This is a genomic window from Pseudomonadota bacterium (assembly GCA_039028155.1).
Classification (GTDB): Bacteria; Pseudomonadota; Alphaproteobacteria; order SP197; family SP197; genus JANQGO01.
Genome location: JBCCIS010000013.1, coordinates 47,971 through 59,703 on the forward strand (window position 1 = coordinate 47,971; position 11,733 = coordinate 59,703).

At 62.3% G+C, this 11,733-nt stretch carries 13 protein-coding genes; 9 read left to right on the top strand and 4 right to left on the bottom strand.

Annotated features, from left to right (window positions below):
- Window position 1: 1 nt before the first annotated feature.
- A complete protein-coding gene (locus AAF563_09250; protein ID MEM7121449.1) occupies window positions 2–871 on the bottom strand; it encodes an amidohydrolase family protein in 870 nt (289 codons plus the stop codon).
- Window positions 872–1,125: 254 nt separating this feature from the next.
- Between AAF563_09250 and AAF563_09255 the strand changes: the two genes are divergently transcribed.
- Complete coding sequence (locus tag AAF563_09255; GenBank protein MEM7121450.1) at window positions 1,126–1,797, top strand: cysteine hydrolase; 672 nt, start codon at window positions 1,126–1,128, stop codon at window positions 1,795–1,797.
- Between the two features lie 151 nt (window positions 1,798–1,948).
- A complete protein-coding gene (aqpZ, locus tag AAF563_09260) occupies window positions 1,949–2,644 on the top strand; it encodes an aquaporin Z (protein MEM7121451.1) in 696 nt (231 codons plus the stop codon).
- 132 nt (window positions 2,645–2,776) lie between these two features.
- On the opposite strand, the gene AAF563_09265 is transcribed toward aqpZ, so the two are convergent.
- Entirely contained in the window at window positions 2,777–3,547 is a 771-nt protein-coding gene (locus AAF563_09265) for an SDR family NAD(P)-dependent oxidoreductase (protein MEM7121452.1), read from the bottom strand.
- A gap of 73 nt (window positions 3,548–3,620) precedes the next feature.
- On the opposite strand from AAF563_09265, the gene AAF563_09270 reads away from it, so the two are divergent.
- From AAF563_09270 to AAF563_09285, 4 genes are all read left to right on the top strand, one after another.
- Window positions 3,621–4,190, top strand: coding sequence for a glutathione peroxidase (locus AAF563_09270; protein ID MEM7121453.1), 570 nt, complete (start codon window positions 3,621–3,623; stop codon window positions 4,188–4,190).
- Between the two features lie 43 nt (window positions 4,191–4,233).
- Window positions 4,234–4,701, top strand: a complete 468-nt coding sequence (locus tag AAF563_09275) for a DUF3429 domain-containing protein (GenBank protein MEM7121454.1) — start codon at window positions 4,234–4,236, stop codon at window positions 4,699–4,701.
- 40 nt (window positions 4,702–4,741) lie between these two features.
- Window positions 4,742–5,239, top strand: a complete 498-nt coding sequence (locus AAF563_09280) for a DUF427 domain-containing protein (GenBank protein MEM7121455.1) — start codon at window positions 4,742–4,744, stop codon at window positions 5,237–5,239.
- 94 nt (window positions 5,240–5,333) lie between these two features.
- Window positions 5,334–5,666, top strand: a complete 333-nt coding sequence (locus tag AAF563_09285; GenBank protein ID MEM7121456.1) for a VOC family protein — start codon at window positions 5,334–5,336, stop codon at window positions 5,664–5,666.
- 8 nt (window positions 5,667–5,674) lie between these two features.
- On the opposite strand, the gene AAF563_09290 is transcribed toward AAF563_09285, so the two are convergent.
- Complete coding sequence (locus AAF563_09290) at window positions 5,675–6,136, bottom strand: GFA family protein (protein ID MEM7121457.1); 462 nt, start codon at window positions 6,134–6,136, stop codon at window positions 5,675–5,677.
- Between the two features lie 176 nt (window positions 6,137–6,312).
- On the opposite strand from AAF563_09290, the gene AAF563_09295 reads away from it, so the two are divergent.
- Window positions 6,313–8,610, top strand: a complete 2,298-nt coding sequence (locus AAF563_09295; GenBank protein ID MEM7121458.1) for a DUF3604 domain-containing protein — start codon at window positions 6,313–6,315, stop codon at window positions 8,608–8,610.
- 17 nt (window positions 8,611–8,627) lie between these two features.
- A complete protein-coding gene (locus AAF563_09300) occupies window positions 8,628–9,698 on the top strand; it encodes a phosphotransferase (GenBank protein MEM7121459.1) in 1,071 nt (356 codons plus the stop codon).
- Here AAF563_09300 and AAF563_09305 read toward each other — a convergent pair whose 3' ends face one another.
- Entirely contained in the window at window positions 9,699–10,706 is a 1,008-nt protein-coding gene (locus AAF563_09305) for a helix-turn-helix domain-containing protein (GenBank protein MEM7121460.1), read from the bottom strand.
- Between the two features lie 133 nt (window positions 10,707–10,839).
- On the opposite strand from AAF563_09305, the gene AAF563_09310 reads away from it, so the two are divergent.
- Window positions 10,840–11,730, top strand: a complete 891-nt coding sequence (locus AAF563_09310; GenBank protein MEM7121461.1) for an alpha/beta hydrolase — start codon at window positions 10,840–10,842, stop codon at window positions 11,728–11,730.
- The last annotated feature ends 3 nt before the right edge of the window (window positions 11,731–11,733 follow it).

The following is an 11,733-nucleotide window of genomic DNA, read 5'->3' on the forward strand; positions in this document are numbered from 1 at the left end:
GTCAGGCGAAGCCGTAGAGCCGCGCCGGATTATCGACCAGGATCGCCTGTTTCAGTTCCGGCTCCGGCGCGTAGTCGTCGAGTGCGTCGAGCAGATCGCCGTCATTGGGCATGTAGTCGGCCTGTGTGACATGGGGCCAGTCGGTGCCCCAGACCATGTGTTGTGGTGCCGCCTCGATCAGCGCGCGCGCGAACGGAATGGCATCGCGATAGTACGGACGTTCTGAGGATATGCGGTAGTTGCCGGAGAGCTTGGCCCAGCAGATGCCGTCGCGCACGAGGTCGAGGAAACGTTGGAAGCCCGGGTTGTCGATGCCTTCCGTCGTCTGCATGAAACCCATGTGGTCAACGACGACCGGCATGCCGCAAGTGCGGACGACCGGTTCGATCTCCTCGAGGTTCTTGTGGACGTCAAGAAACAACTGGATATGCCAGCCCAGCTCGCGCAGGCGCGGCGCCAGCAATTCGACGGCATGGAGGCCGACACCGCCGCCCATTACGATATTGAACCGCGCACCGCGGAAGCCGCCGGCGTCGAGCTTGGCGAGTTCATCGTCGCTGACGTTTTCGTCGACCACCGCGATGCCGCGCGCGCGATCCCTGCCGTAACCGGCGATGGCGTCCAGCGCGACCGTGTTGTTGGTGCCGTAGACCGAGAGCGTCACCAGCACCGCGCGTTCGATGCCGAGCACCTTGTGCAGTGCCTGGTAAGCCTCAAGCGGGGCAGGCGGCGGATCGAAGAAACGTTCGTCCACATAGGGCAGGCGCGACGGCGGGTCGATGACGTGGGCGTGGCTGTCGGTGGCGCCCGCCGGCATGGCAAAGCGCGGCGGCCGCGGATTGGGATCGGGTGGGATGCAGGGCATCATCATGGCGCACGTCCCCAGATGGTTTCGCCGTATCTCAGGAAATCCCAGTCTACACCGATCCGGGTCGCTTAGAGGAAGCGCGAGAAATTGGCGAGCAGCCATGCGCTTGCCGGTAATCTAGCCATGCATCTTGAGAGCGAGGTTGCTGCCGCGACGGCGTAACACTAGCCGACAAACACAAAATGGTTTGGGTGAGGGTAGGTTCCTGACATGCTGGGTCGGCCAAGACTGGCCAGCCTCGCAGCGGATTTGATGTCATGTTCACCCCACACCATCCCAGCGGTCTTAACAGCCGCGTTGTCGCCAAGGTCGTCGAACGGCGCGGCCGCCTGCATGCGTTCGAGAGCCTTAATCCGGCAACAACGGCGCTGGTGGTTCTTGATCTCATGGCCGCCTCCATGGAGCGCGATAATGCGACAGTGAGGATCGTGCCCACCGTCAACAAGCTGGCCGGCCGCGTGCGCGCCGCCGGCGGTGTCGTCGCCTGGGTTACGGTCCAGCCGGGTGACAAGATCGACCCGATCATGGTGGCGATCGTTGGTCACGAGCGTGCCAGAGCGTTTCACGAGCAGGCACAACCCGATAACCCGTTGTCGAAGTTATGGCCGGAGCTGGACGTTGCCGAAGGCGACATTCATGCTGTCAAGCTAGGCGCCAGCGCCTTCTTTCCGGGCAAGAGCGATCTGCACGAGCAGCTGTACCCGCGGTCGATCGACACAATCTTGATCGCGGGAACCGTGACGAACGTGTGTTGTGAATCGTCGGCGCGGGACGCCGTCGAGCTAGGCTATCGCGTTGTCATGGTATCCGATGCCATGGCTGGTCACGCCTTTGGTCTTCATGAGGCCACCTTGACGACTTTCTATCGGATCTTTGGGGATGTTCGTCCATCCGACGAGATCATGCGCTTGATCGGCGGGTCGCAGTGATCGCCGCGTTACTTACGGTGGTCGAAGCGTTTTTCTGACCCCGTTCTGCCAGAAAGACTGACAAATTTGGCCAATTCCCGGGTTGGAAGCGGCGATAACGCAGCCTATGGTGCGGCCTTCAGATACGCAGATCGGGGGATATGCGATGTCGATGGCACAACGGCTTGGTGCCGAGTTTCTGGGAACATTCTGGCTGGTTTTCGGGGGATGCGGTTCGGCAGTCTTGGCCGCGGCCTTTCCGGAAGTCGGCATTGGCCTTCTGGGCGTTTCGCTCGCCTTTGGTCTTACCGTGCTGACCATGGCTTACGCGGTCGGTCACATTTCAGGCGGCCACTTCAATCCGGCGGTGACGCTGGGCCTTTGGGCCGGCGGCCGTTTTGGCGCGGGCCAGGTGATCCCATACTGGGTCGCCCAGGTCGTCGGCGCGATCGCCGCAGCGGCGGTGCTTTACGTCATCGCCAGCGGTAACGCGGAATTTGGTCTGGAGACCGGTTTCGCCGCCAACGGCTTCGGCGAAAACTCGCCGGGCGGTTACACGATCGTCGCGGCCCTGGCGGCCGAGATCGTGCTGACGTTCTTCTTCATCTTGATCATCATGGGCGTCACCGATAAACGCGCGCCGGCCGGCTTCGCGCCGCTCGCGATCGGCCTGGCGCTGACGTTGATCCACCTGATCTCGATCCCTGTCACCAACACGTCGGTTAATCCGGCGCGTTCGACCGGTCAGGCGATCTTTGTCGGTGACTGGGCGCTGGCGCAGCTCTGGCTGTTCTGGGTTGCCCCGCTGATCGGCGGCGCACTCGGCGGTATCGTCTATCGCTGGCTCGGCAAGTCGGACGACAGCTAGAGCGGATCGCGACTAATCAGAGCCACTTAGTGGCACTGATTAATCGCGTGAATCCGCTCTCGATCAGATGGTTAGAGCAGATTCACGTCTTCTATCTGGATCGCAGGCGATTCAGATAGAAGACGATCTGCTTTAAGGCGCGATCGGCCCGCCATCCCAGGCGAACACCTTGCCGGTGTCGGCAGGGTTCAGCCGGTCGAGCACGGTGAGCAGGTTGCCTGCGGCGGTGGCGGGCGTGACAAGTGTGCCCGCCGGTACACCGCCTTGAAAGGGCTCCGACAACGCCGTGTCGACCGTGCCCGGATGCAAGCCGACACACAGTGCTGAGGGGTTACGACGCGTCAGTTCGATCGAGAGCGTCCTGATGATCATGTTGAGCGCGGCCTTGGACGCGCGGTAACTGTGCCAGCCGCCGAGCTGGTTGTCGCCGATGCTGCCGACGCGCGCCGACAGAACGGCGAAGGCCGCCTTTCGGTCCTCGGCCAGTAGCGGCAGCATGTGTTTGGCGATCAGCGCCGGCCCGATCGTGTTGATTTGAAAGGCTTGCGCCATGGTCGCGCCATCCAGCGCGCGCCATGACTTCTCCGGCTTCAGCGTGTCGCCGTCGTGCAGGATGCCGGTCGCGACAATGATCAGGTCAAGCGGAGCGGCTTCGGCCGCTAGCCGTGCGGCGGCCGCCGCGATCGACGCTTCGTCCGTCAGATCCAGTCTCAGCTCAGTCCCGTGCTTGCACTGGCTGTCCGGTAAGCTGCGCGCCAGGCCGTGAACAGTGCCGAAGCGGGGGCATGAGCGCAGCGCATCGGTTAACGCGCCGCCGATACCGCCACTGGCGCCGATCACCACAGCGCTTGCATCCGTGCCGAACGATGTCAGGAGAGGGGCCTTTTGTGCTTGGTCATGCATAACGTGCGACGTTCATCCGGTTCGCTCGCTGATACGTAACAAGATCCGACACAGATTGACCGGTGACACCACCATGTTTGTCCGATGCCTGATGGTCTTTGCTGCTCTCTTGGGCGGTGCGTCGACTGCGGCTGCTGACGGATCGCAGTCGGCCCACGATTTTTTCTTTACCGCCATTGAGGGCGGGCCGCTGCCGCTCTCCCAGTACGAGGGGAGTGTCGTCCTGGTCGTGAACACGGCCTCGCGCTGCGGTTTCACACGCCAATACGACGACCTGCAGGCAGTCTGGGACCGCTACCGCGACCAGGGCCTGGTCGTGCTGGGCGTGCCGTCCAATGATTTCGGCGGCCAGGAGCCGGGCACGGAAGCGGAGATCAAGGAGTTTTGCGAGGTGAACTTCAGCATCGACTTTCCGATGACCACCAAGGAACACGTCAAGGGTCAGGCCGCGCATCCATTCTATGCCTGGGCGGTAAGTGAGATGGGGTCGATGGCCAAGCCGATGTGGAACTTCCACAAGTACCTGATCGACGGCGATGGCCGCCTGGTCGACTGGTTCTCAAGCCCAACTGCGCCGACATCCGATCGTATGACACGGGCTATCGAGGAGCAGCTGGCGCGCCTCGATACGGCCGGCGGATGATGAGGCGGCTTACGCCGTGACGGCTCGTGCGACGGAAACGGTCATGGAGAGCGCATCCTCGACAGTGCCGATACCGGCGCCGGCGCTTTGGCTTGGCGCGTCGGGCGCGGTCCCCTTCGTCACGCTGGCGGTGGCGAGCCTGACGGTTGATAGCGCGTCGCAGGCGCCCGTCATCGTCGCGCTCGGGTTCTACGGCGCGGTGATCCTTTCCTTTCTGGGCGGTGTGCAGTGGGGGTTGGCCATAAAGGATCACGAAGCGGCGGGCGCGAGCTTCAACCGTCTTGGGCTGAGTGTCGTACCGTCGCTGATTGCTTGGCTCGCTCTCCTCCTGCCTGCGCTGGCCGGATTGCCGCTACTGGCCGTTGCCTTCATCGCGGCATACGTCGGCGACCGGCGAGCCGGGCAACGTGGCCTTGCACCGGCGTGGTATCCCAGGCTGCGCCTGCCGCTCACTGTGGTGGTCGTCGCGTCGCTGCTGGCCGCCAGCGTGTCGCTCGCGTGGGCTATCTGAGACCACGTGGTTGCGAACCGGGAAAGGATAACCGCTCGCCATGATCCGCCCCACACCCATCGCACCCGGCCCGGGCCAGGAATCGGTCTGGGACTATCCGCGCCCGCCGCGCCTGGAGCGGGTCGAGGCGGACCTGCGTGTCGTCTTCGCCGATGAGACGGTCGCCGACAGCCGGGACGGTTATCGTGTCTTGGAGACGAGCCATCCGCCGGTCTATTACATCCCGCCCCAGGACGTGCGGCTTGACCTGTTGCGCGAAAGCAAGATGCGTTCGTTCTGTGAGTTCAAAGGTGTTGCCGCCTATTGGACGCTTGCTGTCGGCGACCGCCGTTCAGAACACGCCGCCTGGGGATATCCCGAGCCCACCGCGCGCTTTGCGGCGATCGCTGGTTATGTTGCCTTCTATGCCTCGCGCGTAGACGCCTGCTGGGTCGGCGATGAGCGGGTCGATGCGCAAGTGGGTGACTTCTACGGTGGTTGGATTACTTCCGCCATCGTCGGACCGTTCAAGGGCGGCGAGGGCACGTTCGGCTGGTAGTCGACGCCGTCGATCTGAACATCCCGCCCCGGCGATTCTCTTGCGGGGCAATTGGCTGCATGATAGAGAACATTTGATGAACAAGGGGATCGGGATGAAGATCGATTACGTGGAATTGCCGGCGATCGATTTCGCGGCGACCAAGGCGTTTTATGGCGCGGCATTCGGCTGGACGTTCGAGGAATGGGGCGATGCCTATATGGCCTTTTCCAAAGCCGGCCTTGAAGGCGGTTTCCGCAAAGTGAGCGAGCGTCCGCCCCGTGGCGGCGCGTTGGTAATTCTCTATGCCGACGACTTGGCCACCGCCGAGAAAGCGGTGATGAGCGTCGGCGGCGAAATCGCCGAACGGCACGACTTCCCCGGCGGCCGGCGGATACACTTTCACGACCCCTCCGGCAACGAACTGGCGATCTGGACGAAGGCCTAAGGTCTGGCCTAGTTGTCTGCTTGTGAAGCCTCATCGAACGCGGACGCCAGTCCTTCGTCCTCGTCGCCGCGCAGAAGCGGGATCGCCTTGTCGAACTGCGGCCAGGCGAGTTTGCTTTCGACACAGAAGTGATAGGCCGGTTCGAACGCCGTGGGATCGTCGAGGCTGCCCAACCCCACTTCCATGCCCGGTTCGTACTCTGGCCAGGGTGCCTTGATGTATCGCAGGCCGATCGAGCTGCCGCAATCCGTGCAGAAGTAGCGTTCCAGAAGCGGGGTCGCCCTATGGCTGGACGGTGCACCTGCGATAAAGCGCAAGGCGCCTTCGGGAAACTTCGCACCGGCCCAAAACGCGCTGCCGGTATAGCGTTGGCAGTAGCGGCAATGACAGGCGTAGACCTCATTGGGCGGTTGATCGGCTTCGTAGCGCACAGCGCCGCACAGACAGCCGCCGGTAATCGGTTTGGGCATGCGTCTCTCCCAGTGTGTCGACGGTGCCGCTCGCACCGTTGCCATGCCATCAGCTTGCAGCAAGATCGGGTGTTGGGCAAAGCGACCAGTCGGGCGTTTCGCCATTGGTCCGGCCCGTCGGTTCTTGTAACGTCAAGACGTTGTCGGCGATCGCGCCGCAAGAGCTGAGAGGCCCCATGTCGCAACCGTCGCCGGAACTCCTTGGCGAAGTCTTCTCCGATGCCAGGCCGGCGGAGGATCCGGTCCTGTTCGGCTATGCCGACCTGGAGCCGAAGGGCGCGTTCGAGGCGCGTAGCTTCCAGACCTTCCGGCTGACCTATGTGACCGGCCGCTATGGCCTGGACGACACCGGTTCGATCCGCATCGTCTTCCGCTTTACCGCCGACGGCGGCGCGCTACAGATGACCGATCCCGCCGGCCTGAACTATGTCACCGCGACCAGCTCCAACGGCGTTCCGCTCAACCTTTCGTTCAACGCGAACGGTCATCAACGGCCCTGGTATCAGGCGCTGACCGTGACGGTTTCCAAGGGCTTTCTGCGCGAGGGCGACCGTATCGAGGTCGTCATCGGCGATCAGACGGGCGGCTCACCCGGCTTCCGCCTGCAGTCGTTCTGCGAATCGGAGTTTGCCTTCAAGGTGCTGGCGGATGTCTGCGCCACCGGCCACTTCATTCCGGTACCGCAAAGCCCCACCATCGCGATCGTGCCGGGGCCGCCGGCGGTGTGGAAAGCGGTGCTGCCGACCCTGCGCCGTCCCGGCGAAACGTTCCGGTTGAGCCTTAAGGCTGAAGACAGTTTTGGCAATCCCTCCGACCAGGTGGATACCGCACTCGTGCTTGCCAGCGACCATCCGATCGACGGTCTGCCCAAGACGGTGCGGTTCGAGCCGGGCCAGCGCGCACTGGTCATCGACGGTTTGTCGTGCGCCGACAATACGACGCTCGACATCGCGGTCCGCACGCCCGACGGCGAGTTGCTGGCGGTCACCAACCCGCTTGTGATCCGGGACGGGTATGACGCCGGCTACTGGGGCGATATGCACGGGCAGAGCGGTGAATCCGTCGGCATCAACACGGCGCGTGAGTACTTCACCTTCGCGCGCGATCTCGCGTTTCTGGATGCGACAAGCCACCAGGCAAACGACTTCCAGGTCAACGGCGCGTTCTGGGATCACATCAACGAATTGACGGCGGAGTTTCACCAGGACGGTCGCTTCCTGACGCTGCCCGGATACGAGTGGTCGGGCAACACGGGTGTCGGCGGCGACCGCAATGTTTACTTCCGCAACGAGGGCCGCGCCATCCGTCGTTCCTCCCACGCATTGATCAGCGACCGCCGCGACATTGCGAGCGACGCGCCGACGGCGCGCGATCTGTTCGCCGCGCTGCAGGCTGAGGACTGCTTGGTATATGCCCACATCGGCGGCCGACCGGCGGACATCGCCTACGCTCACGACACGCGGCTGGAAACGGCGATGGAGATTCATTCGGCCTGGGGCACGTTCGAGTGGCTGATGGAAGACTGCTTCAAGCTCGGCCACCGGGTCGGTGTCGTCGCCAACAGCGACGGACATAAGGGCCGTCCGGGTGCCAGTTATCCCGGCGCCTCGGAGTTTGGCGCCTATGGCGGCTTGACCTGTTTTCTGATGTCGGATCTGACGCGCGACAACTGGTTCGATTGTCTGAAGCGCCGCCGCCACTACGCAACGACAGGCGATCGCCTGCATATCGATCTGACCGTGGCGGCTTCGCGGCCATTCGCCTTCTTTGACTTGGACCCGAAGGTCGTCCCCGGTGAAGGCGAACCGACCATGTTTTTATCGATGGGCGATATCGCTGCGACGACCGGTGATTCGGTAACGCTCGAGTTCAGTGTCCAGGCCCGCGCGCCGATCGAACGTATCGATGTCCTGAACGGCATGGAGACGGTAACGACCATCCGCAATCCAGCCGACGCTTCGGGGAGCAACCGTCTGCGCGTGCTTTGGCGCGGTGCCCAGGTGAAGGGCCGCGGCGCCAAGGCGCGATGGACCGGGCGCGCGTCGTTTGAGAACGCCGCCATCAAGGCGACTCGCGAGATCAACGCCTGGAACCCCGACCGGCCACTGCGCCAGGACGACAATCAAACGCTCAGTTGGGATTCGGTCACCGCCGGCAACTTCGGCGCGTTCGATGTTTGGCTTGACGAAGGCGAGGGCGCGCGCGTGGCGCTGGAAACCAACTTCGTCTCGGCGGTCGTCGACCTATCGTCAGTCGGCCGTGATGACACGATCATCGATGCCGGCGGTCTGGACCTGGCGGTTCATCTGTTCCGCTTGGCGCCCGAACTCGACCCAGATCCGATCACGGCGTCGGTTGAGGTGCCGCTGCATGACGATGGCGACAATCCGTTATGGATCCGCGTCACCACCGAAGACGGATTTCAGGCCTGGACAAGCCCTGTCTACCTGTTCCGCGACAAGATCAACATTTGAGCGGGTAGGCTGCAGACATGCTCCCGATTCCCAACACGCCCGACGATGTCAGTGCCGCCTGGCTGTCTGCGGTGATGCAGGACAGCGGTGCGATTGCGTGTACGATCACCGAGATCGATGTTTCACCTCTGGGCGTTGGTTTGGGCACATTGAGCTCGATGCTGCGGTGCCGGCCAACCTACGACAAACCGCGCGGTGACGAACCGGAGACGGTGGTCGTCAAGCTGGAACCGGCGACCGATGCGTATCGTGAGAGCGTCAACACCTCCCACGGCTTCGAGCGCGAGATCAACTTCTACCGGGAGATCGCGCCGGACGCGCCGATCCGGATCCCGACCTTCTATTTCGGCGCCTTCGACGGCAGGGCAGGCGCCATCGTCCTGGAGGATCTGGGGCATCTTGAGACGCGCAACCAGGTTCATGGTCTGGGCAATGACGAAGTCATCGGCGCGGCCGGTCATATCGCGCGGCTGCACGCCAAGTACTTAGGCCGGGATCTGAGCAGCGCGCATCGCTGGATGCCGACCCATGACGACCGTTACCTCGGCAGTTTCACAAAAGGATGGGACCTGTTCGAAGAGGTCTATGGCCTGCGCATCGGCGCCGACGCGGTGGCGCTGGGCCGGCGCCTGAACGACAACATCGATTGGCTGGCAGCAGAAATGGCCAGCCGCCCGCAGACCATTTGTCACGGCGACTTCCGGGCCGACAATCTTCTCTTTGGCGAAGGCCCGCATGACGTCACCGTCATCGACTGGCAGTTGACGCAACAATCGCTCGCGACGTTGGACCTCACGCGTTTGTTGGGCGGCAGCGAACCCTCGCCCGAGCGTCGCTCGCACCCCATGGAAGCGTTCGACGCCTGGCATGCGGCGTTGCTGCAGGAAGGTGTCGCCGGTTATCCGCGCGACGACGCGTTGGGCGATTTCCGGCTTGGCATGCTGGCCGCCGTTTGCGTGCCCGTCCGCCTCATCAAGGCCTGGGGCGTCGATCCCGGCGGTCGCCAGGGTCAGCTCTTGGATGCGATCGCCACGCGCATGTTCGCCGCCGCCGTTGACATCGACGCTGGCGCGCGATTACCGCGATAGTCAGGCTTGGCGCAAGCTACCTGCACCGGCCATCCGCGTCCTCGACGGCAATTCGCCGAACTGATCACGATAGTAAGCAGAGAAGCGGCTGGTATGCCAAAACCCAGCTTCCGCTGCCAAATCACCAATCGATCGGTCTGCGTTTTCCGGTGTCATAAGGGCGCGCCGCACCCGATGGAGCTTGAGCGATCGCATGTACGCCACAGGCGAAAGACCAACTTCGTCGCGAAAGCAGTATTCGACGGTGCGCCTGCTGACGCCAAGATCCCGGCACAGACTACCGATCGAGACGTCGGTATCGCGGGCGTCCTCCATGAGTTCACGGGCCCGAGCGACCAAGCGATAGGGTCGCGACCAAGAGAGCAGGTGTGCATCAGGTGTGGGCGGCACCATGGATCGGAGGTGATGTGCTAGAAACTCCGTCGTTCTGGCACGAATACTGGGTGCGGCACGTTCATCGACGCGTCGCGCCCTGCGAACGTCGCCAAGCAAACGCGACACGCCGCGTCGAAGCGTGCGAACCCGGTTCCCGCCCGTCAGCCAAAGTCCGGCCCCGTTGAGCATGTGTGCTGGATCGCAAGTTGGATCAGCTGCCATAATTTCGGCCTCGAAGTATGAACGCTGAACACTAATGGCGACGAAATGCGGTCCTGATAGACCCTCGTCCAGCCCCCACTGGTCGTGATGGCCGACCGTATCAAACGTCGATTGCGGCCCGCAGATGTATAGGTCTTCATGAGAGAACGTCCTGCCGTTCAGCCGGGACGGAACGCCCTCGTTCAGGAGGAAGATGATCGTGTATTGGTCATTGGGCGTTACGCCGTTTTGTTCGAGCACGCGGTTGTTCTGTTCAAAATGAAACGTCAGCTCGGGACCCATATGGATCGCTTGGTAGACGCCTCGAAACCTACCCTTGGAGAGTTGCCGGTACTCCTGATCATAGGCGGCCATGCACTTCGATTCCTGATCGAAGTCGTCAAACGACCGGATCACATAATCAATCTGCATGAATGCGCGGCTCCATGGCGTTTGCGCAAACTGGATAACACCCTACCGTCGTTTCGTTCCAGGGTGCGCCTCGGAAGCTGCCAGCATAGGTCTGTACCTGTTGGCAGTGCAATCGAGGATGGAGGGTCACGTCATGTTCAAGTTTCGAAAAACGTTTGTCCTGATGGCGGCCGCCTTGAGCTTTGCGTGGGCAATGTCGAATGTCGCTCGGGCAGACTATGTGGAGCTTAGCAGCGATCTCACGGTTCACTATGAGACGGCGGGCACCGGCGACATCACCATCATCTTCATACCCGGCTGGCTCATGTCGACAGATGTGTTCGAACACCAGCTTGACCATTTCAAGGACTCAACGGCGTTCACCGCCTTGGCTTATGACCCACGTGGGCAGGGTCGATCGTCGAAAACGTTGGAGGGGCATACCTATCAACAGCATGGGCGCGATCTTGCCGCGCTTATCGACGCGCTTGATCTCGACAAGGTCATTCTTGCCGGCTGGTCCTATGGTGTGACCGAACAACTCGCCTATCTCGATCAGTTCGGGTCCGACAAGCTGGTGGGCATGGTTCTGATCGATACGGGTCCGGATGTCGCCGGAGAAAGCTATGACGAGTGGGTTTGGTACCTGAGGGACGATTCCGACGAGTATTCGCGCTGGTTTACCGAGGGGATTGTCGAGGACCGGCAAGCGGTTATCGCCAGTTTCGCCGAGTGGATGCTTGAAGACCCGTCGCCCGAGAACATCGCGTGGGTTTCGGATATCGCCAACATGACGCCAGGCACGGTTGCCTCATCCCTTAACGCTACAGGCTTCTATCTCGATTACACGGAGGATCTCGTTGCGTTGGAGGGGCAGATACCGTTGCTCTACGTGACGCGCGAAGAGTGGCAGCCAGTCGCCGATCCTTGGATCAAGGCGAATACGCCGAGCGCCCAGGCAGAGTATCTTGGCAAACACATGATGTTCTGGGAACGGCCTGATGAGTTCAACCAGATCCTTGACGCCTATCTCGCCCAGTTCTAGGGC